This is a genomic window from Brevibacillus sp. LEMMJ03 (assembly GCF_007197875.1).
GTDB lineage: Bacteria > Bacillota > Bacilli > Brevibacillales > Brevibacillaceae > Brevibacillus > Brevibacillus thermoruber.
In genome coordinates this window covers 218,183-239,513 of sequence record NZ_VKJN01000003.1, presented here as the reverse complement: position 1 = coordinate 239,513, position 21,331 = coordinate 218,183, and the positions used below count along the sequence as shown (strand labels likewise).

Genomic DNA, 21,331 nt, shown 5'->3' with positions numbered 1-21,331 from the left:
GCCCGGGCTTGACCGGGGCTTCCCCGCTCCATGACAAAAGGGAGTGCATCGATACGGGAATCGTAATCGACACACTCCCTTTCGTTTCAGGAAGAAAGCTACACTTTAAACCTGTTTACCGTTTCCATCAAGCCCGTGGCGATTTCACTTAATTGTTGAGCGGTGGACGCCACTTCTTCCGACGATGCGGTCAGTTCTTCGGAAGAGGCTGCGACTTCTTCCGTGGTCGCCGAGTTTTCCTCTGTAACGGCGCTTACCTGCTCCACCCGTTCCATCACGATATCCTTGAACTTCACGATCTCGTCCATGGCCATGTACGTCTTCTTCATCAGAGGGGCGATGTTTTCGACGGAAGCCAGGATATCCGCAAAGGATTTTACCGTATTTTCCACCGATGTCACCTGCTCCATGACGGAGGCTTCCACGTTCTGGGACGTTTTGATCACTTCATCCGTATCGTTGTGGATCGATTCGACCAACTGGAGAATGGTATTGGTATGCTGCCTGGACTCTTCCGCCAGTTTTCTGACTTCTTCCGCCACCACCGCAAACCCTCTGCCTGCTTCTCCCGCTCTTGCCGCTTCAATGGCCGCATTCAACGCCAGCAGGTTGGTCTGGTCCGATATGCCGGAAATGATATCGGTAATGCCGCTGATCTCCTTGACCGAGTCGGTCAGAATCCCCACTTTCTTGACAACGACTCCAATGGCTTGTTTGATCTCCTCCATGGAGGTGACCAGCTTATCCATTTCTTCTTTTCCGATATGGGCTTTGTTCTCAGCCGTTTCGGTTTCGTCCTTGACGTTTTGCAGTTCCTGATACACATGTTCGATGTTGCTGGTCAACTGCGACAGAGCCCCGACAATCTCGGACAAATCCTGGGCCTGAGTGGCCGCTCCCGCTGCTACGTGCTGCATGGTCGCAGCAAGCTCCTGATAGGATGCCGACATTTCCTCCGAAACAGCCGCCAGGTTTCGGGAATGATCCGTCACTTCATGCGAATTGCTCTTTACCTCTGTCAATGCTTTTTTCATGTTGTCGATGACCACTACCAACGACCTGTTCATCTGGGCAAATTCGTTTTTGCCTTCCGCTTCCAGCGAAACGGTGAAGTCATATGCCGAGAGCCTTGCCAGGACGCTGTTGATCTGAGCCATGGAGCCTTTCATCAGTGTTGTCAGGAGCAGCGTCAGGCCACCAACGATCACGGCGATTCCGACAGCAAATCCAATAAACAGGTTTTTCGCCTGCTGGTATTCCCCGTCGGCTTGATTCACCACTTGTTTCGCCTCATCCGCCTGCAAGGTCACCAGTTTGTTGATATTGGTTTGAACAGCGTCAGCATACTGGGTGAGTTGGGCTCTCTCTTCTTCCGTCGTTGCCACGTTGGACTTCAATCTGCCGATAAACGAGTCCACTGCTTCCAGATAACGGGTATAATTCCTGTCGATTTCGTCAATAATGGCCCTCTGTTCCTCGCTCATCTCATGATTCCGAACGTGGAGGATGCTGCCTGCGCTGGACTTTTGGGTTTCGATCGACTGTACCACATTTTGATCATAGCGATTGGCAAACAACAGTTTTGCGGATTCAAGCCTGATGCTGTAAAAGTCCGTTTCAAACTGCTTCAGTGCAAGGGATTTGAGCATGTTTTTCTCGTACAGATCGTCCATGTCCTGGCTGAACGCTGCCATGTTGTTCAAGGCGGTGAAGGAAAGATATCCGACGGAAACCAATGTGACGACAAATAATGTAAGCAATAATGTGGTGATTTTCACATTTTTGGCTACGTTCTTGTGTTTTACAACAATTGCATGATGAACTTGCTCATTGTCAACTGCATGTCTTGCTGCCACTTTTCAGACCTCCAGATTTCATGATTACGGTTGCCACTCATCCTTGACTCTCGTCAATCCCTGCCAAATTCGGGTCTCACCCCCTTTTTCTGCCAAAAAACAAAAAAGCCTTCCTGCTAAAAGGGCAAGAAGGCTTAAAAAAAACAGATTGGCAACCGGCTGCCATAGTAAACGAAGTTACCTTAGGCCCTTAGCTTTGCGTCCCTACTTTTCAATAGGTTTGCCTTTTTCCAAAATATATCAATTGTCGATATAATGGTAACTTATACCGTTGCGTCCCGTCAAGGGGGACACATTTTCTCCTGCCTGCTCTCCCGGCTAGCTCTCCTGCCGCTCCATCCACTCGCGGTACAGGGCGTCGATCTCCTCCGTCAACCGCTCCAGCTCCTGCTGCCAGCCGATCAGTTTCCGGTAGTCCGTCTCGCCGCCGGACAGCAGGGCCATCACCTCATCCCGCCGGGCTTCCCGCTCGGCGATCGCCCGCTCCAGTTCCGCCAGCTTGTACGGGTTGGGCCGCTTGCGGGAGCTGGCCGCATCCGGGCCGGAACCGGCCGGTTTCATCGTGTGCGGCATCGTTTCGGCATGCGGCCGCTTTTCGCTTTGCAGCGGCTCCCCCGCTTTCCGCGTGTTCTCCGCCGTCCGGCTGCCAGCCCCGCTGCGCCGCTGTCTTCGTTTTTCCCACGCCTCTTCAAAGGTTCCCTCGTCGTGGACCAGCCGGCCGTTTTCCACCCAGTAGACGCCGTCCACCATCTTTTGCAAAAAGTACCGGTCGTGGGAGACGATGAGCAGCGATCCCTGAAAGCCGGCCAGCGCCTCCTCCAGCGTTTCACGCGCCTCAATGTCCAGGTGGTTGGTCGGCTCGTCCAGCACCAGCAGGTTGACGTCCTGGTGCATCAACTGCGCCAGCCGCAGGCGCATCCGCTCCCCGCCGCTCAACTGGCCGATCCGCTTGAACACCTGTTCGCCGTAAAACAAAAACTTGGCCAGCCGGTGACGCGCTTCCGCCTCGGAGACGGCCGCCGTCTCCCGAAACACGTCGATCACCCGCCGCTCCTGGTCCCCCTCCAGCGCCCGCTGGGAGAGATAGCCGAGCTTGACTCTGCTTCCGATCCGCACCGCTCCCTCGTCAGGCGGAAGCTCACCCACCATCATCTTAATCCACGTCGACTTGCCGCAGCCGTTAGGGCCGAGGAGCGCTTTTCGCTCGCCGTAGCGCAGCAGAAGGGAGGCGCCGTCAAACAGCCGCTTCTCCCCGAACGACTTGCTCACGCCCTCCGCGACCAGCACCTCTTCGCCGCTCCGCTCCGCCTTATGAAACGCAAGGCCCATCCGCTCCGCTTCCAGACGGGGCCGTTCGATCCGCTCCAGACGGTCCAGCGCCTTTTCCATGCTTTTCGCCCGGCGGTGAAACGCCTCGTTGGGCGGATTGGAACGGTTGCCCCACTCCTTCAGCCGTTTGATCGCTTCCTGCATCTTTTTGATCTTTTTCTGCTGCTCCTGGTACTCGGCAAACTGGCGCAGCAGCCGCTCCTCCCGCTCTTTGACGAAAGCGCTGTAATTGCCGATGTAGTGTTCCGCCACGCCTCCGTCGAGGTGGTAGATGGAACTGACCACCGCGTCCAGAAAGCAGCGGTCGTGCGAGATCAACAGCACCGTTCCCGGATAGTCGCGCAAAAACCCCTCCAGCCACTCCATCGCCTCCAGGTCGAGATGGTTGGTCGGCTCATCCAGGAGAAGAACGTCACTCTGCTGGCAGAGCAGTTTGGCCAGTCCCGTCTTGGTCTGCTCCCCTCCGCTCAACCGCGCAAAGGGCGTGGACAGAAATCCCTCGGAGAGGCCCAGGCCGTCCGTCACCTGTGCCATGCGGGCTTCCCACTGATAGCCGTCCAGCCGCTCAAACTCGGACTGCAGCGCCTGGTAGCGCCCGATCAGCCGCTCCAGCTCTCGGTCCGCTTCACCGACGCAGCTCATCTCCCGCTCCAGTGAGCGCATCTCTTCCTGTATCGCCAGGACGTCGCCAAAGGCGCTGGCGATCACGTCCCGCGCCGTCCATTCCGGCGGGTACTGCGGCGTCTGCGGAAGGTAGGCCCAGCGGATGCCCTTCGCCCGGAACACCTCTCCCGTGTCGGGCTGCTCCAGACCGGCCAGCAGCTTGAACAGCGTGGTTTTGCCCGCGCCGTTCGGTCCGACGATGCCGACCCGCTCGCCCGCCTTGATCTCCAGCGTGACATCCCGCAGCACGGGGTCCGCTCCGTACGACTTTTGCACGTGTTGGGTCGCGATGATGATCATGGAAAAACGCCTCCTTGGGGTTGTGCCACCGCCCTGCCCGACAGACAGGTCCGGCCAAGCGGGCCCGCTCCCGCCCGGAAACGTTGGAAACGCCTCCTGCTCCAGGCAGCACGCTCTCCGGCCGGCCTTTTTTGGACGCAAAAAAGCCGCAGGCCTACACCTGCGGCATCGTCGCGCAATCGGACAGTCGATGGGTTATCGATGCATGGTACGCCTTGGTTGATTCCGCTCAATTGTATGACCAAAAAAGGGCAGACTACCCCCTTGGCGGATTCCCTCATGCGTCATGCTGGTAACTTCTACCACAAACCACGCTTGAACGGCACCAAACACGTACCTGCACCTCCTTCCCCAGGATGATCGTACCAATCTTTTCTATCTTATTACTTTACAGCATCCGGGTGGGAAAGGCAACAAAAAGCCAGGCCCTCATCGGCCCGGCTGGCTGTTCTTCTGCTGTTGAAACAGCGGCTGTTTCGTATCGGCATCGTAAAACTGGACGGTCGTGTTCGGCGGCAGTTTCGCCCGGGCGATCAGATACGGGTAGGTGATCACCTGGGCGTAGATCCTGCCCGGGTCCGGCTTGGTCTGCTTGACGTACACCTTGAGCTGTTCCAGGCTCCACTCCGTACCGGTCACCTTCAATCCGTAACCGGGATTGGGCGCCTGGCCGAGGGCGATCACGTACAGGCTGCCCAGCTTGTGTACGCCCCGCTGCTCCTTCACCTTCTGGACAAACGCTTTTTCCTCTGCGCTCAAAAGCGCGTTCTCGAGCACCTTGAACGCATCATCGTCTCCTTTCGGCTTCACGATATCCACCTCCTTCGTGCTTGGGTTCCAACGGATCGAAAGCCCCGCCTGTTCGATCACCCAGCGGAGCGGCAGATAGACGGTGCCGTTGTACTGCCGGGCTCCGTGCTCGATCGTGGTCCACTTCCCGTCGACGGCCGCCTCGTCGGTGTTCAGCTTGAAAGCAAGTGTCCTGTTCGACGGCAGCGTCAGCACCCCTGTATCGCCCTCCACCTGCCAGGCGGCTTGCAGAATCCCGCTCACATCCGCCGCGGCCGCGTAGGTCCGCTGGTTCACGGTAATGGCCTCGTGCTTCCACTGCGCGGCGTGCCCGTTCACCGTGATCTTGGCGTTCACGGCAGCCCCGGCCGGAATGGCGAGGAGCAGTTGCAGCCCGACGGCGCAGGCCACAGCCTTCTTCCATTTCATGCGCAATTCCTCCAATCTGTTACATCCTGTATTGCTGTTCACCTTGTATGACTGCATGGAGATGGGAAATGTTTCATGATAATCCAAAACCGATCCGACCGCGGTCAGCGGATCAACAAACTGCCCACCATCAGCACGGCGGGAATCGTCAAGAGCGCGAGCAGCGTGGAAAAGACCGTCGTCATTGCGCCCATCTCCTCATCGGCCGCGTACCGGGCGAACAGGATGGACGCCATCGCCACCGTCGGCATGGCCACCTGGACGACCGCGACGCGGGTAATCTCCGCGTCCACATGCAGCACGGACAACAGCAGCGCCGCCGAGAGCGGCAACACAAACAGCTTGAACGTGATCGGCACGCCCAACAGCGGCAGGGACACCTGCGGCTTGCTGCGCAAGAGGAGCGGCAGCAGCATGCCGATGTACAGCATCGCCAGCGGCGAAGCCAGCCGGGCCAGCGCGGCGGCCAACTGCTTCACCGGTTCCGGCGGCGTCAGGCCGGACATCGCGAAGCCGAGACCGGCGACGATGGCGATCATCGGAATGTTGACCATCGCTTTCAGTCCCTTTAGCGAGAAGGTCCCTTTCTCCTGCAGCATCATCACCGCCACGGTCCACATGACAAAATCAAGCCCGGCGTCAAAGACGGCGGCGAGCACCGCCCCTTTCGGCCCGAACAGGGCGGCGCACAGCGGAAGGCCGATAAATCCAGTATTGCCCAAGCCGGAGAGAATAGCCAGTTCACGCCGCTTTTTGGCAGACAGCGGCAGCGTCCGCGCCCCCAGCCAGCCGATCAGAATGCCGAGACAATTCAATAGCACGGAAACAGCGAATATTGCGAAAATTTGCAGCATGAGGCGGTCGTCAATCGGCGTTTGAAATACCCCGTCCAAAATGATGCAGGGCATCGCCACATTGACGATGATTGTGATCAGGAGCTGGCGGGAATCGGCCGCGAGCGGCTGTCGGCAGCCGATCGCCGCACCGATGCCGATGATCGCCGCCATCACCAGGATCGATTGGATGAGCGTGTTTATTTCCATCTTCGACGACCTCCGGTGCCTCTTCCCGGTTCTACATCTCCACCGGCTGCCAGGAGAGGCCGTTCGGTTCCCCTTTTTCGCAGGTGCGCAAAATGTCGCCGCAGACGGGAATCGCCTGTTCCAGCGGTACGCACCAGGCGGCGGGAAAAGCCACCTCGCTGCCCTCGATCGTCAGTGTCGTCATGACGGCCGGCGGCTTGTCCTGCGCCAGCACGTAATGGCGCTCGACCGGCTCGTGTTCTTTCCACTGGACCAGGACGAGTCCCTGATTCCCGCCGGCCACCACCAGATCCACGTGGTCGCCGTACGCGGCGTGCACCAGCGTCCGGGTCGTTCCGTCCAGTTGGGCGATCGCCTTCAGCACCTCGTGCCAGGCCGTGTGGTTTTGCTCCGTACCGGTTTCGTCCGTATACATGCGCCAGTCGTTCAGCATCGTGAAATCTCCTTTTTTCTCTCCGGCGCCATATCGCCACGAGCGCCGCCGGAGGTCCGTTTTTCGATGATGCGATGATGCCAGAAGAATCAGCCCCCGCTTTCCGGGAAAGGGGGGCTCTTTCAGCTTCGTTCCTATTGTACGCCTCTTCGTGTGCAGACTCAACCACGAACTTCACCGCCGGGCGGCGCCTGGCCGAGCCATTGTGGTCACACAGACATCACCCTTCATGCCTTTTGGTTATCCTAAAAAAAGAGAAGGGAGGCCGGATGTTTCTGGTCATTGACAAATCGGGCAAAGCCTTTTAGTATGAACCATGAAATTCATATCAACTTAGTGGGGGTTTCTCGATGAAAAAATGGGTTTGTGCAGCATTAATTTCTAGTTTGTTACTCGGAATTACCGGCTGCGGCACTTCCACAACGCCCGCCCATCCTGAACAATCCGGTTCTTCCGCCGGCCAGGCCGCCCCGCAAAACCTGCTGGAGAAAGTAAAGGCGGAAGGCAAACTGGTCATCGGCACGGAAGGCACCTATGCCCCGTTTACGTTCCACGATCAATCGGGGAAACTGACCGGCTACGACGTGGACGTCATCACCGAAGTGGCCAGACGGCTCGGCGTGGAGCCGGTCTTCCAGGAGACGCAGTGGGACGCCATGTTCGCCGGCCTCGACGCCAAGCGCTTTGACGTGATCGCCAACCAGGTGGGCATCAAGAAGGAGCGCCAGGAAAAATACGATTTTTCCAAGCCGTACTCCGTTTCCCGGGCCGTGCTGGTGACGCACAAGGACAACAAGACGGTGAAGGACTTTCCAGACATCAAAGGCTTGAAAGCCGGCCAGTCGATGACCAGCAACTACGCCGACATGGCGCGTGAACTGGGCGCCGAAATCGTCGCCGTCGACAATTTCAACAACGCCATCGACCTGATCGCCACCAAGCGCGTCGACGTCGTGATCAACGACAACCTGTCCGTCCTCGACTTCCTGAAACAGAAGCCGAACACCCCGATCAAGATCGTCAAGGTGAAAAAGGAAGGTGTCCCGTGCGCCTTCATGTTCCGCAAAGGCAGCGACGAATTGGTGCAGGAGATCGACAAGGTGCTGGAGAGCATGAAGCAGGACGGTACGCTGAAGCAGATTTCCCAAAAATGGTTTGGCGAAGACATCAGCCAATAACCCGGTTGCCTCTGCCAAGTGGCGCGGCCTCTGATTCCGGTCGGACGGAGGTCGGCCACTTTTCTTCTTACACCCAAGAAACGGCGAGGCTTTACCGGCCTCCATCCCGTTTGCGACAGAGCGGAATCCGGCACGTTGACAAAACGGCCAAACCCTTTTAGTATGGTCTCAACATCGCAACCCGTCACATCGTTTCAGGGGGATTTTTCACGAAAACACGATGGTTTTCCGCACTCATCTCCCCTGCTTTTGTGTGTATCCCCTTTTATGTTCCACGACCCGTCGGGCAAGCTGACCGGCTTTGACGTGGAAGGGGTGTCAGCTTCAACCGGCGATCGACCTGCTTGTCTCCAGGCGGGTGGGCGTCCTCATCACGACGGCCTGTCCCTCTTGGACTTTCGGAAGCACAAGCCGGACACGCCGATCACAATCGTCGTCAAGCATCCGGACAGCGCCAGGAACGGCTTCGTGTTCCGCAAAGGCGGCAGGGAGCTTGTGGACGCGTTCCACACGGCGCCGGACGACAGGATGAACGACGGCACGTATCAAAAAATCTCGGAGAAATGGTTTGGTGCAGATGTTTCCAAGTAGCTTGTTCGACAATCCCGAACGCCTGAACAGATGGATCGAGATCGCGCAGAGCTCGTTTCTTCCCCTGTTGAAAGGAGCGCTGACGTATACGCTGTCGCTGTCCATCATCTCGTTTGCCATCGGCCTGGTGATCGCCATCCTGACGGCGCTGGCCCGCATCTCCGGCAGCAAGCCGCTGGTGGCCGTCGCCCGCGCCTACGTCTCCATCATCCGCGGCACGCCGCTTTTGGTGCAGCTCTTCATTATCTTTTTCGGGCTGCCCAGCGTGGGTCTGACCATCGACCCGTTTCCGTCCGCGGTGATCGGCTTTTCCCTGAACGTCGGGGCGTACGCGTCGGAAGTGGTGCGGGCCGCGATTCTGTCCATCCCCAAGGGACAGTGGGAAGCCGCCTATTCGCTGGGGATGACCTACCGGCAGGCGCTGCAGCGCGTCATCCTGCCGCAGGCCGCCCGCGTCTCGGTGCCTCCGCTCTCCAACTCGTACATCAGCCTGGTGAAAGACACGTCGCTGGCCGCAGCCATTTTGGTGCCGGAGATGTTCCGCAAGGCGCAGGAGATCACCGCCACCACCTACGAACCGCTGCTGGTCTACTCGGAAGCCGCGTTCATCTACTGGCTGATCTGCCTGGTCCTCTCCTTCATTCAGGACCGGATCGAAAACAGGCTGGACCGCTACGTCGCCTAGAAGGGGAGAATGTTGGATGATCGTCATTTCGAATCTTCACAAACGCTTTGGAGACCTGCACGTGTTAAAAGGGGTCTCGCTGACGGTGGAAAAAGGCAAGGTGGTCGTCATCATCGGGCCATCCGGCTCAGGCAAAACCACCCTGCTGCGCTGCCTCAACGCGCTGGAGCTGCCGACCGAAGGCAGCGTCCAAATCGGCGAGGTAAAGCTGGACTTCTCCGCCCGGGGCAAGGTGGACAAGGCGGAGATTGCCCGGCTGCGCAGGCAAACCGGCATGGTGTTTCAAAGCTACAACCTGTTCCCGCACATGACCGCCCTGCAAAACGTGATGGAGGGGCCGGTCACGGTAAAGAAAGAAAATCCGGACAGCGCCAGGGCCAAGGCGGTCTCCCTGCTGACCAAGGTGGGGCTGGCGGACAAGCTGGACCACTACCCCGCCCAGCTCTCCGGCGGCCAGCAGCAGCGCGTCGGCATCGCCCGCGCGCTGGCGATGGACCCGCAGGTGATGCTGTTTGACGAACCGACGTCCGCCCTCGACCCGGAGCTCGTCGGCGAAGTGCTGAAGGTAATGAAGGAACTGGCCCTGGAAGGCATGACGATGGTCGTCGTCACCCATGAAATGGCGTTTGCCCGGGACGTGGCGGACGAGGTGATCTTCATGGACCAGGGCGTGATTGTGGAACACGGCACGCCGGAGCAGCTCTTCACCCGCCCGCGGGAAGAGCGTACGCGCCAGTTTTTGCAGCTCCTGCAGTGATCAGCCGGCGCTCCTGTACGGCAAAAAAGACTCTGTGTTTTCGCGGAACACAGAGTCTTTTGCGTGGAAGGCGTCAGCCGCCAGCAGGCTGAAAAACAGCAGGAGCCTTTTCACGTCTTCCGGAACTTTTACAAATTCTTTAAGGTTTCTCTATCTTCCCGCAACATCTGTGGCCTACCATTAGAAGTGTCAGACCCTACGATGGACATATCGTCCTCCATGTTTCCGCCCGTTTAGCCCCCTTCTAAGCCGGGCGGGCTTTTTTTGTGTGCGGATCGCCGACGGACGTGTTGGCGCTGGGCGGCTGTGGTACAATCGTCCGTAGATTATGACGAGGAGGAGATGGCGGTGGAGAGCAGACGACCATCCGTAATCAGGCCCGGACTGTTCAGCGTGGAGGCGGCGGCGGACCGGCGGCGCCGGGAATTTGACCACCATAACGAAGCGATTTTGCACAAGCAGGTGCCGGTCGACGTGGTCTTTTTCGGCGATTCGATCACCCACTGGTGGGACGTGTCCACCTATTTCGGCCGGGCCGGACGCGTCGTCGTCAACCGGGGCATTGGCGGAGACACGAGCGAATACGCCCGCAGGCGGTTTGCGGCCGACGTGCTGCAGCTCAAGCCCAAATACGCGGTCATCCTGATCGGGGTGAACAACACCTGGGCCCTGGACGCGTGGCACCCCGAAGAGCGCAGGACGGCGGAGCAGATCTGTGAGGAGGTTGTCGCCGACGTCGAAAGCATGCTGAAGGCGGCACAGGAACACGGCATCGTGCCGATCCTCTGCTCCATCCTGCCAACGCGGATCGACCGCTATGCGCGGAACGAAGAGCGCAACCGCCTGATTGTTCGCATCAACGGCGGACTGAAAGACCTGGCCGGACGCTTGAACGTCATCTACGTCGACTACCACACGGCGCTGGCCGATGCGGACGGCGTGACGCTGCGGGAGGGACTGGCCGACGACGGCCTGCACCCGCACGTGCTCGGATACGACATCATGGCCGCGGTATTGCGGGAGACGCTGGCCGGGCACGGGATTGACCTGTAAAAAGAAGGCGTCCCCCTGTGCCCGTCATGTGTTGCGGGCAGCGGCCGGCCCGATCAAACCGGCCGCCTGTCCTCCAGCCAATGACCGCCCGCCACCTTGCCGACCGACGCCATCAGGACGGAAAAGTGAGAGGTGCCGTCGATGCCCAGGTACTCGTTCATGTTTTTGTCGAACCAATGCCCGACGGTACATACCCCCAGCCCGATCGCATTGCCGGTAATGTGCAGATTCTGCGCGATGTGACCGGCGTCCCACCAGACGTAGCGGTAGGCCCGCTCCCTGTACTTGTCCCTGGTCCGCTCCACCACGGCTGTCCAGACGAAATTGACCGCGGCGCGGCGGGTCATCTCCTGCTCCTCCGTAAACAGGTAGGCCACCTCCGAGACATCCTCCCGCTTCAACAGCTCCAGGCACCAGTTCTGCACATCCAGGTGATACAGCCCTTTGTCAAGCGACTCCACGTTGTTGATCAATAGATACGTTTCGATCGGATACAGCGCCCCGGCGGAGGGCACCGTGCGCAGTTGGTAATCGCCCATGTCGGCGGTGATGCCCGTCGTCCCCCACAGCAGGAGGTTCAGCTCATGGAGCGTCAGCGGGGTCTTGGTGAAATTGCGCTTGGAGCGGCGCTCGCGCAGCAGCCGCCACAGGTCGGGAGAGGCGGGAAAGTCGGGCGTTCCCAACGGAATGCGGGCGAGGGCCTCCTCGTGGCGCAAATAGGTGGGCGGCCGTTTGGAAAAGTCGTAGCGCGACGCCCAGCCCTTTTCCAGATCGCCCAGGGCGTACGAGGTCGCTTCCAGGAATTCGCTGCAAATGCGCTGCCAATCGGGATGCATGTTACTCTCTCCTCCCATGGGTAGTCAGGTTGATCATGCTTGTATTCCTGAGTATACGAGCGCCTTTTGCATTAGTAAAATGATGCTTTATAATAGGGAACATAAGTTTTTTCTAATGAAACGGAGTGAACGCGATGACGCTTGCGCAGCTGCAGGTCTTTGTCGCCGCTGCCGAGTCCGGCAGTTTTACCCGTGCCGCCGACGCCCTCGGCTACACGCAGTCTGCCGTTTCCCAGATGATCAACAACCTGGAAAAGGAGCTCGGCGTCCAACTGTTTCACCGCAGCCGCAGCGGCATCACACCGACCGGCATCGGGGAGCGGATGCTTTCCCACGCGCGGCACATCCTGCAGATCACGTCCTGCATGCAGCAGGAAGCGGCGTCGGCCCGCGGACTGGAGGTAGGCGTGCTGCGGATCGGCTCCATTCCCAGCGTGGCCGCCAAAGTGCTGCCGGGCTTGATCGGCTCCTTTCGCAGGCGGTTTCCCCAGGTGGACATCGTCCTGTTCGAGGGGGAGCACGAAGAGATCCACAACTGGATCACCAGCTCCGTCGTGGACATCGGCTTTACCACCATGCCCGACAAGGACCTGCAGACCATTCCGCTCTTGTGCGACGAGATGAAAGTGATCCTGCCCGATCAGCATCCGCTCAAGGACGAGCCCTTTCTCACCTTTGCCCAGATCCGCGACCGGTGCTTCATCATGCCGAAGGACACCTGCATCAAACGGCTGCTGAGCGCACACGGCATCACGCCCAACGTCACCTTCGAAGTCAGGGACGCGACCACCATCCTGTCCATGGTGCAGGAGTGGATCGGCGTCACGATCCTGCCGGAGCTGTACCTGCCGGAAGTGATGCCGAAAGTGGTGGCCGTTCCGCTTCAGCCGGCGATCCGGCGGGAGCTGGTGCTGGCCGTCCGCAGCCTGCAGTGCGTCTCCCCCATCACCGCCGAATTTATCGTTCACAGCCAGCGTTTCGCCGCAGCGGCACACCCCTGTTCGACTTCGGCGTAGTCCCGCTTTCGTGCGGCGCGGGTTTGTTCCCCCGAAACACGACGGCTCGCAGCAGCGCTCCCGGGACATACGGCTGTAAGTTATGCATCACACGCAGCAGCGACCAACCCATGGATGAAAAGGATGAAGCACGGTGGCATTTGGAATCACCAGAGAAGAGCTGAACAACTGGAAAGAGGCGGTCGCCAGGGGAGAGATTGCGTTTTTGACGCACTACTGGCTCGATCCGCGTTTTCCGGACGTCAAAACGGTAACCAAGGTGGGATGCCGAAACCTGGAGGTCTTGTCCCAATGGTGCACCGCCCATGGACTTGACCCCCGATATATCCACAACCGTCCGCCGTTCCCCCACTACGACCTGATCGGTCCGAAGCAGAAGGAAATCCTGCAGAAGGAACGCCTGTGGGACCATTTGCGGCGGTTCAAGCTGCTTTGAGAATCGCGGAAGTGCCCGTCGCAGAAACGTGCCCGATGAAGAGAAGGCCAACCGGCTCTGCCCGGCTGGCCTCTTTTCTTCATGCAAAAAGAGGCATGTCACGTGTTTCCACGTGTGCCATGCCTCCAATGTCACCATCTTCTCACGCCATGCTATTCCATCATCTGCACCAGCTTGCGGGAGAGCAGCAGGAGCAAGAGCCCCATCACGATCGCCAGCAAACCGATCAGGCCAAACACTTCCAGATAGCCGAGCGACTGCGTATAGGACGCCAGTTCGCCCGCCAGGATGTTGGCTACGCCCGAGCTGGCCAGCCAGACGCCCATCAGCAGGGAGGCCAGCTTGACGGGAGCGATCTTGCTCACCATCGACAGCCCCACCGGCGAGAGGAACAGTTCCCCCAGCGTGTGCATGAAGTACGTCAGCACGATGAACATGACGTTGGCTTTGTTCAGAATGTGGTTCTCGTCGCTTCCGGTCTGCATGACCGCGAGGAGCAGCACCATGTACCCCAGGCCGAGCATGATCATGCCGAGACCCATTTTGGTCGGGATCTTCAGGTCGCCCCGTCTGCTGGACGCCAGCTTCACCCACAAACCGGACAGGATCGGCGCCAGCAGCACGATGAACAGCGGGTTCAGCGACTGGAACCAGGAAGTCGGCACCTCGTAGCCAAACACCTGCTTGTCCACAAACTTGTCGGTGTACAGCGTCAGCGAGCTGCCCGCCTGTTCAAATCCGGCCCAGAAGAAGACCACAAAGCAGGTGATGATGATAATGACTGCGGTCCGCTGTTTGTCCTTTTTGGTCAGCGGAGCGTTGGCCGCGGCGGCCTTGGCCTTATCCTCCGATTTGCCCACGGGCTTCTTGCCGATGTCGCCGAGATAGCGATTGCCAAACACGTTGAAAATGAGCTGGCCGATAATCATGCCGATCGAGGCGGCCAGGAAGCCGTATTTGAAGCCGTATTGAACCACGCCGTTCACCGTGGTCTTGAAGAGGTCTTCCGCCAGATATCCGCAGACGAGCGGCGCGAAAAAGGCCCCGATATTGATCCCCATGTAGAAAATGGTGAACGCAGAGTCACGTCTGTTGTCGTTTTCCGGATACAGTTCGCCGACCAGCGTGGAAATGTTCGGCTTGAAGAAACCGTTCCCAATAATCAACAGACCCAGACCGAGATACAAGCCCAACAGGCTGTGTTCCGCAAACAGCACGAAGTTGCCGACCGCCATCGTGATCCCGCCGATGGTGATGGCCAGCCTTCTGCCCAGGTAGCGGTCGGAGAGGTATCCGCCGATCAGCGGCGTGAAGTAAACCGCTCCGGTAAAAAATCCGTAGATGCTCATGGCGACGCTTTTTTCAAACCCGAGCCCCCCGCTGATCAGCGCGGTGGTGAGATACAGGGTCAACAGCGCTCGCATGCCGTAGTAGCTGAACCGCTCCCACAGCTCCGTGAAAAACAGCAAGTACAAGCCAGGAGGATGTTTTGGTTTGCCTTGCTGCGTGTTCAAAGCTGCCTCCATATAAGTCCCTCCTAGATGTCTGACAACTAACGTTTTGTATCATATCACAGTTTTTGTGAATCTCCCCATATTAAAAATATTTTTTATTTAATTAGTATTGATAAACTTATACAGTTCCAGCATAAAAAATCCGCGTCACATCAGCATTTTTATGTGCAAACAAACATATTCTTGCTATACTATCTGTAAAAAAGTGGAGGTTTATGCACGTGGAGAAAAGGCTGCTCAAGACGGCCGTCTACAGCTTTCTGATCGGATTTGCCTTGACGGTCATATTCGTGCCCATCGGCCAGGAGCGGATCGGCTGGCTGGGCGATGTCAGCACGGCTGTGAGTTACCCTGACTATTTTTACATGGTCTTCCGTTACGCGTTGATGTTTACCGCCGTTTGCGTCCTCGTCGCGTTTCTGCGGGTGGCCAACAGGCAGACGGACGGGAAAATTCCGCTGGCGCGCTTTGTCGTCGAGTGGATCATCGAACCGCTCAAGTCCCTCTTCATCGGCTTTGCCTCCGTGACCATGATCGGGATTGTCCTGGTGCTGGCCGTCGCCGCCTTTCTGATACTGTTTTAGCCCCCTGAAAAAAAGACGCGGGCCCCCTCAGGGTACCCGCGTTTTCTGTTCTTCATGCCCCGCCGCCTTCAGCTCATCCGCCAATACCAGGTACATCGCGTGCGACCACAGAAGCGGCACCGCCGGCATCCCGGCCTGCTCCACCCACGGCTGGTAGCGGTCAGGCGCGAGCAGATGCTCCTGCACCTGCTCCGGCAGGCCGTCCGTCGTCCGGGTCGATTCGATCCAGCGGCAAATTGCCGCGGCCTCGCCGTGTCGGCCGTTTCGCGCGTAATACCAGCCCAGCCAGGCGGACAAAAGCGGCCACTGCCCGCCGCCGTAATAGGTGTCGCCCCGGTAGCGGTGAACGCCGAAGCCGGCCAGAAGCTCCCGCTCGATCCGCGTCACGGTCCGGACCATCAACGGGTCGTCTGCGTCCACCAGCCCGAACGGCAGGGACAGCCACAGCAGGCTGGCGTCTGCCGACGGATCGCCCAGCGACTTCACAAACGCGCCGTTCTCCGTTCCCCGCTCCAGCACGAAGCGGCGGACGGCATCGGCCAAGCCGTTCAGCTCCTCCGCCCGTTCCGGCAGACAGTCCGCCATCGCCCGCACGCCGCCGTATACGGCCGCCAGTGTCGCCGGGTGGATGCGGTCGCCGTGCTCCTCCCAGCAGTCAAAGTTGGGCATCTGCCAGCACGCCCCGAGGTAGTCCAGCGTCAGGTCGACGGAGGCGCGAAACCGCTCGATCAGGCTCCGCTCCCCGCTGCGGCGGACATGCTCCGCCAGCCCCCAGAGCCACGTCCCGTACCCGTCCAACTGAAAGCTGCCCCATTCTCCCGCCACTTCGTCTCCGTCGACGGTGAAGCGGGCGTGCAGGAAGCGCCTGTTGGCCTCCGCCGCGCTGCCTGCCCACCCCGCGCGAACGGCGGCGATCGCCGCTTTGGCCTTGCCGGCGTGTTTGTTCACCACGGAATCACACCAGGCGTAAAAGCGGCGGGAGCTCTCATGGCGGCCGAAGCGGTCCAGCGCATAGGCGACAAACGCCCCGTCCCGCAGCCAGGCGTACCGGTAATGGACGAACGCGGGCGATGCCAGATAGGCGCCCGTCTCCGCCTGGTGGCGCAGGATGATGTCGATGCTGTGGTCGATCAAGGACCTCGTCGTCACGGCACTCCCCTCCCGTCGCTTCACCCTTTTGTCCCGCCGGAGGACAAGCCGGTAATCAGATAGCGCTGCGCCAGCAAAAAGACGATCAGCACGGGCAGCGTGACGATGATCGCCCCGGCCGCCATGTAATGCCAGTCGGAATTGAACTGGTTGACAAACTGCTGCAAGCCGATCGGCAGCGTGTACATTCGCTGTTCGGACATAAAGGTGAGGGCGATCAAAAACTCATTCCACGCCGTGATGAAGGCGAAGAAGCCGGTCACGGCGATACCCGGCAGCGACAGCGGCAGCACGATCCGGCAAAACGCGCCGAAGTGGGACAAGCCGTCCACCCGCGCCGCTTCCTCCAGCTCGTAGGGAATCGTGTCAAAGTAGTTTTTCAGCATCATCACGCAAAACGGCACCGCTACCGTAGCATATGCGAGCACCAGGCCGAGGTAGCTGTTCAACAGCCCCAGCGCGTTGACAATCCGGTACAGCGGCACGATCAACAGCGCCCCCGGGAACATCTGGGTGAAAAAAATGCTGAAGGAGATCGCCCGTTTGCCGGCAAAGCGGAAGCGGGACATGGCGTAGGCCGCCGTGGTGGACAATGACAGCGCCACAAGCGCGGTCAAGAGCGCGACGAGGAAGCTGTTGGCCATCCACTGCAAAAAGACGCCGTCGGCACGGGTCAGCACGTGAACGTAATTGTCCCAGGTAAACGTCTGCGGAACGATGGACAGCTCGGTCGAAAACACTTCCGCCCGCGGTTTGAAGCTGGTGGCGAGAATCCACAGCACGGGAAAGACGGCAATCGCGGATGCAGCGATCAAGAGAAGGTGCACCCACCAGTTGGACGTGCGCATCTCAGTAGTACACCCCCTCGCCGCTGTTGGCTTTGATCAGCCGCCGGTACAGCACCGTAAAGGCGAGCAGAAAGCTGAAAATCACCACGCCGTAGGTGGCGGCCATGCCGAAGTTCCAGTTCATGAACGCCTCCCGGTAGGCGTAGGTGACGAGAATTTCCGTGGAGCGGACCGGCCCGCCGCGCGTCACCAGGAAAATGATGGTGAACATGTTGAACGTCCAGATCACGCCGAGCACAGTCGCCGTCGCCGCCACCGGCCTCAGGAGCGGCAGCGTGATGTTCCAGAACTGGCTCCACGGCGAAGCCCCGTCCACGCGGGCCGCCTCGTAGAGGGATGGCGGGATGCTTTGCAGGCCGCCCAACAGCGTGATCATCATGAACGGCACGCCCACCCAGACGTTGACCATGATCACCGAGACCATCGCCCAAAAGCTGTCGCTCAGCCAGGGAATCGGCGCGAAGCCCAGCTTTTGCAGGACGATGTTGAACAAGCCGTACGTCTGGTTGTACATCCACGTCCAGGAAAAGGCGGAGACAAACGACGGCACCGCCCACGGAACCATCAGCAGCATCCGGTAGATGCCGCGCCCGCTGATGTTGCGGTTCAGCAGAAGCGCCAGCCCCAGCCCGATGACGAAATGGAAAAAGACATTGACAAACGTCCAGACCAGCGTCTGCGCAATCACGTCGCGAAACACCGAATCGGGCTTGGCCATCGACGCAAACAGCCCGGCGTAGTTGTTCAGGCCGACAAACTTCCAACTGGGCGGGGCAAATTTGCTGCCCATGTTGTACTGGTTCATGTCGGTAAAGCTGTAGACGAATCCCTGCACCAGCGGATAAAACACCAGCAGCGCCATCACCACAAGCACAGGCGTGAGAAACAGCCAGGCGATCCACTTGTTGCTGCGTATTGTCACGCATCACGCCCCCTTTTTCCAGCAGCGTCCTTCGACAGCGCGAAGGGAAGAAAAGCCATCGGCCTTCCTCCCTCTCCCGCGCCTTTGCATCGGCCATTCGTTTTCATCCGCACTATTGTCCCAACAGCGCCTTCCACGCGCCCGCGACCGCGTCCAGTCCTTCCTGCGGCTTTTTCTCGCCCTTGTAGATCGCCTGGATCTCCGGATCGAACGACGCGAAAATCTGTCCCCCTTCCGGAATCACCGGCCGGTTCTTGGCGCTTTCCATCACCGCCTTGAAGTCGGAGATCAGCCGGTTCTCCTTGATCTCCGGCATGTCGTACGCCGACCTGCGCGTCGGCAGCGTGCCGTTTTTGCTCGCCAGTTTGGCCTGGCTCTCCCTGCTGGTCAGAAAGGCGATCAGCTTGTAGGCGGCCTCTTTTGACTTGGAGCCGGCGTAGATGGCCAGGCTGTGCCCGCCCACGGGAGAACCGGTCTGCCCGTCCGGTCCGGCCGGAATGGGGGCGATCCCCAGGTTGTTCGGATCGCGGAACTGTTCCCCGGCGAGGATGTCGGAGGTGGCCCAGGGGCCGTTGAAGATCATCGCCGCGTTCCCCTTTTTAAAGGCTTCGTTCATGTTCTGGTAGCTGTTGGCCGCATCCAGATCCTTCGGGTACGCGTGATCCTGATCGCGCAGTTTCAGGGCGAACTCGATGCCCTTCACCGCCCCCGGCGTGTTGATCAACACCTGCAGGTTGTCGTCGATCAGCCCCCCGCCAAACGACCAGACGAACGGCAGCGAGAAGTAGGCTTCCGTCTGGCGGTGGTAAAAGCCCCACCTGTCTTTGCCGTTGGAAAGCGCCTTGGCGGCTGCGGCAAATTCGTCCATCGTCCGGGGCGGCTCGTTGAACCCGGCCTCTTTCAGCATCCGTTTGTTGTACAGCAGGGCCAGTGCGTCGGTCACCTCCGGTACGCTCCAGACGTGTCCGTTCCACTTGCTGTAGGAGAGCGGCGCCTCCAGGAAGTCGTCCTGGTCTTTGAAGTAGCTGTCCAGCGGCTCCAACAGCCCCATTTTGGCAAACTCCGGCGTCCAGGCCACTTCGGAGCGGATCACGTCCGGTCCGTTGCCGGCCTGCGCCGCAGTACGAAACTTGTTCTGCGCCTCGCCGAACGGGATCAGCTCCAGGTTTACCTTGATCTCTTTGTTTTCCTGTTCAAACTGGCTGATCAGTTCCTTGAGCGCCACCGTCTCCGTTTCTCGCATCGTCGTCCAGAATGTCAGCGTGACCGGCCCGCCCGTCTGCTGCGCCTGCCCTCCCTGCTGGCCGCCGTTTTGCAAGCCGCCCGCCTCGCTGGAGCCGCCGCAGCCGGCCAACAGCGAACCAACCAACGCCATCGCGGTAAAGATGCTGAAAAAGCGTTTCATCCACGTACCCCTCTCTCTTCCTGACATACAGGTTAATCTGCCGGACGTGTCGCCGCGGCCCCATTCCGGCGAAGCCCCCGTCGAGAGGGCGGCGCTTGGGGCACGGCCTGCGAACTGCCGCTGCTTTGACCAGCGTTGTGGGTCTGCGTACAAGCTGATGCAAACGATTGCACCAGACCGTGACAGAGACTGCCCCGAATGGAACACGCGGCAGAACCGCCTTGCGTGTACTACCATCCTACACGAAACAATCCGGCCGAGAAAACGCTTGCAAACAGCCAAATTTGGTCGTTTTCCCTTTTTATGTAAGAAAATCACCGCGATTCTGCCGATCTTTTTCGCATGCGCCGTTTTTCTGTCAATTCGATACATTCCCTATTTTCTCTCTTCGGTGGTTTACAAGCGGCTGCTTTTCCGGTACGATGATGAAAAACAAACGTTTGCACAAAAACCGGGAGGATTGTATGTCCGTTACGATCAAGGATGTGGCCCGCGCGGCGGGAGTCTCCCCTTCCACCGTGTCCCGGGTCCTGTCCCAGCATCCGAAAATCAGTCCGGCGACGGCGCGGAAAGTCCGGGAGGCGATGGAGGCGCTCGGCTACCACCCCAACATCATGGCCAAAAGCCTCGTTTCCAAAAGCACGCAAACGATCGGGCTCGTCCTGCCCCGTTCCGTCGAGGAGTTTGTCAATCCTTTTTTTTCCGAAGTGCTGCGCGGCATGCTGGCCTGCGCCCATTCAGCCCGTTACGACGTGCTGATGTCGTCGGCCAACAGCCGCCCGGAAGAGCTGGAGTCGGTCAACCGGATGATCCTCGGCCGCCGCGTGGACGGCATCATCCTGATGGCCCCCCGCAAGGCGGACCCGCTGGTGGATCTCTTGCTGGAGCACGACTTTCCCTTCGTCCTGCTGGGCCGCTCTCTGGAGCGGAGCGACCTCTTGTGCGTCAACAACAACAACGTGCAGGCCGCGTTTGACGCCACCCGCCACCTGATCGCCCAGGGGCACGAGCGGATCGGTTTTGTCAGCGGGCCGCCGGACATGGTCGTCTCGGAGGATCGGCTGGAGGGCTACAAGCGGGCGCTCGCGGAATCGAGGCTCCCGTTTCGCCAGGAGTGGGTGATGACGGCGGAAATGCTTCAGGCCGGCGGCTTTCACGCCACGTCCCTGATGATGAGCCAGCCGGAGCGGCCGACCGCTTTCGTCGTCATCGACGACGTGATCGCGTTCGGGTTTATCCGCCAACTGTACGAAGCGGGGCTGCGTGTCCCCGACGACGTCTCGGTGGTCAGCTTCAACAACATCATGCTGTCCGAACTGAGCAATCCGCCGATCAGCACCGTGGACATCGGCATCTATCACCTCGGCTACACGACGGTCCAACTGCTGATTCGCAAGCTGGCCGGCGAGACGATCGCCCAGCCGCAGATCGTGCTGCCCCACCGGCTGATCGTCCGCGGCTCATCGGCCAAACAGCCGGACGCGTAATCGGGGCAGACACCTCACGGGAAGGAGA

Annotated in this window: 20 protein-coding genes and 1 riboswitch; of the genes, 9 read left to right on the top strand and 11 right to left on the bottom strand. The window is 59.4% G+C overall.

Going from position 1 to position 21,331, the window contains the following annotated elements:
* Positions 1-98: 98 nt before the first annotated feature.
* The 5 genes from FOI68_RS05820 to FOI68_RS05800 form a co-directional block, all read right to left on the bottom strand.
* Complete coding sequence (locus FOI68_RS05820; RefSeq protein ID WP_255433376.1) at positions 99-1,778, bottom strand: methyl-accepting chemotaxis protein; 1,680 nt, start codon at positions 1,776-1,778, stop codon at positions 99-101.
* Positions 1,779-2,003: 225 nt separating this feature from the next.
* Positions 2,004-2,091, bottom strand: a riboswitch (cyclic di-GMP riboswitch).
* An 83-nt stretch (positions 2,092-2,174) separates the two neighbouring features.
* Positions 2,175-4,148, bottom strand: coding sequence for a ribosomal protection-like ABC-F family protein (gene abc-f / locus FOI68_RS05815; RefSeq protein WP_143862596.1), 1,974 nt, complete (start codon positions 4,146-4,148; stop codon positions 2,175-2,177).
* 429 nt (positions 4,149-4,577) lie between these two features.
* The gene (locus FOI68_RS05810) at positions 4,578-5,366 is read right to left on the bottom strand and encodes a stalk domain-containing protein (protein WP_143862595.1); all 789 of its coding nucleotides are present in this window, start codon (positions 5,364-5,366) and stop codon (positions 4,578-4,580) included.
* A 104-nt stretch (positions 5,367-5,470) separates the two neighbouring features.
* Positions 5,471-6,409 carry an AEC family transporter gene (locus tag FOI68_RS05805; RefSeq protein WP_143862594.1) on the bottom strand — a complete coding sequence of 313 codons (939 nt, stop codon included), beginning with the start codon at positions 6,407-6,409 and terminating at the stop codon, positions 5,471-5,473.
* 31 nt (positions 6,410-6,440) lie between these two features.
* On the bottom strand, positions 6,441-6,842 hold the full coding sequence (locus FOI68_RS05800; RefSeq protein ID WP_029098620.1) for an Imm1 family immunity protein: 402 nt from the start codon (positions 6,840-6,842) through the stop codon (positions 6,441-6,443).
* A gap of 350 nt (positions 6,843-7,192) precedes the next feature.
* Between FOI68_RS05800 and FOI68_RS05795 the strand changes: the two genes are divergently transcribed.
* From FOI68_RS05795 to FOI68_RS05775, 5 genes are all read left to right on the top strand, one after another.
* Positions 7,193-8,020, top strand: coding sequence for an amino acid ABC transporter substrate-binding protein (locus FOI68_RS05795; RefSeq protein WP_143862593.1), 828 nt, complete (start codon positions 7,193-7,195; stop codon positions 8,018-8,020).
* A 267-nt stretch (positions 8,021-8,287) separates the two neighbouring features.
* Positions 8,288-8,611, top strand: coding sequence for a transporter substrate-binding domain-containing protein (locus tag FOI68_RS05790; protein ID WP_255309668.1), 324 nt, complete (start codon positions 8,288-8,290; stop codon positions 8,609-8,611).
* Positions 8,598-9,296: an amino acid ABC transporter permease gene (locus FOI68_RS05785; RefSeq protein ID WP_029098617.1), complete on the top strand. Its 699-nt coding sequence runs from the start codon at positions 8,598-8,600 to the stop codon at positions 9,294-9,296. Before FOI68_RS05790 ends, FOI68_RS05785 begins: the two co-directional genes overlap by 14 nt.
* Before the next feature lie 16 nt (positions 9,297-9,312).
* Positions 9,313-10,053, top strand: a complete 741-nt coding sequence (locus FOI68_RS05780; protein ID WP_035299779.1) for an amino acid ABC transporter ATP-binding protein — start codon at positions 9,313-9,315, stop codon at positions 10,051-10,053.
* 342 nt (positions 10,054-10,395) lie between these two features.
* Positions 10,396-11,106 carry a GDSL-type esterase/lipase family protein gene (locus FOI68_RS05775; RefSeq protein WP_143862659.1) on the top strand — a complete coding sequence of 237 codons (711 nt, stop codon included), beginning with the start codon at positions 10,396-10,398 and terminating at the stop codon, positions 11,104-11,106.
* A gap of 53 nt (positions 11,107-11,159) precedes the next feature.
* Here FOI68_RS05775 and FOI68_RS05770 read toward each other — a convergent pair whose 3' ends face one another.
* Positions 11,160-11,942 (bottom strand): SagB/ThcOx family dehydrogenase, encoded by a 783-nt coding sequence (locus FOI68_RS05770; protein ID WP_044897236.1) that lies wholly within the window; start codon positions 11,940-11,942, stop codon positions 11,160-11,162.
* A gap of 134 nt (positions 11,943-12,076) precedes the next feature.
* Between FOI68_RS05770 and FOI68_RS05765 the strand changes: the two genes are divergently transcribed.
* Positions 12,077-12,958, top strand: a complete 882-nt coding sequence (locus tag FOI68_RS05765) for a LysR family transcriptional regulator (protein WP_143862592.1) — start codon at positions 12,077-12,079, stop codon at positions 12,956-12,958.
* A gap of 133 nt (positions 12,959-13,091) precedes the next feature.
* Positions 13,092-13,394: a hypothetical protein gene (locus tag FOI68_RS05760; RefSeq protein ID WP_029098612.1), complete on the top strand. Its 303-nt coding sequence runs from the start codon at positions 13,092-13,094 to the stop codon at positions 13,392-13,394.
* A gap of 152 nt (positions 13,395-13,546) precedes the next feature.
* On the opposite strand, the gene FOI68_RS05755 is transcribed toward FOI68_RS05760, so the two are convergent.
* Positions 13,547-14,920: a peptide MFS transporter gene (locus FOI68_RS05755; RefSeq protein WP_029098611.1), complete on the bottom strand. Its 1,374-nt coding sequence runs from the start codon at positions 14,918-14,920 to the stop codon at positions 13,547-13,549.
* 209 nt (positions 14,921-15,129) lie between these two features.
* On the opposite strand from FOI68_RS05755, the gene FOI68_RS05750 reads away from it, so the two are divergent.
* Positions 15,130-15,492, top strand: coding sequence for a hypothetical protein (locus FOI68_RS05750; RefSeq protein ID WP_143862591.1), 363 nt, complete (start codon positions 15,130-15,132; stop codon positions 15,490-15,492).
* Between the two features lie 27 nt (positions 15,493-15,519).
* Here the strand turns inward: FOI68_RS05750 and FOI68_RS05745 are convergent, their stop codons facing one another.
* The 4 genes from FOI68_RS05745 to FOI68_RS05730 form a co-directional block, all read right to left on the bottom strand.
* Positions 15,520-16,641 carry a glycoside hydrolase family 15 protein gene (locus FOI68_RS05745; protein ID WP_143862590.1) on the bottom strand — a complete coding sequence of 374 codons (1,122 nt, stop codon included), beginning with the start codon at positions 16,639-16,641 and terminating at the stop codon, positions 15,520-15,522.
* Positions 16,642-16,661: 20 nt separating this feature from the next.
* Positions 16,662-17,489 carry a carbohydrate ABC transporter permease gene (locus FOI68_RS05740; RefSeq protein WP_143862589.1) on the bottom strand — a complete coding sequence of 276 codons (828 nt, stop codon included), beginning with the start codon at positions 17,487-17,489 and terminating at the stop codon, positions 16,662-16,664.
* A gap of 1 nt (position 17,490) precedes the next feature.
* Positions 17,491-18,411, bottom strand: coding sequence for a carbohydrate ABC transporter permease (locus FOI68_RS05735; RefSeq protein ID WP_044897241.1), 921 nt, complete (start codon positions 18,409-18,411; stop codon positions 17,491-17,493).
* A gap of 112 nt (positions 18,412-18,523) precedes the next feature.
* A complete protein-coding gene (locus tag FOI68_RS05730) occupies positions 18,524-19,816 on the bottom strand; it encodes an extracellular solute-binding protein (RefSeq protein ID WP_185973879.1) in 1,293 nt (430 codons plus the stop codon).
* 464 nt (positions 19,817-20,280) lie between these two features.
* Between FOI68_RS05730 and FOI68_RS05725 the strand changes: the two genes are divergently transcribed.
* Positions 20,281-21,303 (top strand): LacI family DNA-binding transcriptional regulator, encoded by a 1,023-nt coding sequence (locus FOI68_RS05725; RefSeq protein ID WP_143862587.1) that lies wholly within the window; start codon positions 20,281-20,283, stop codon positions 21,301-21,303.
* Positions 21,304-21,331: the final 28 nt, after the last annotated feature.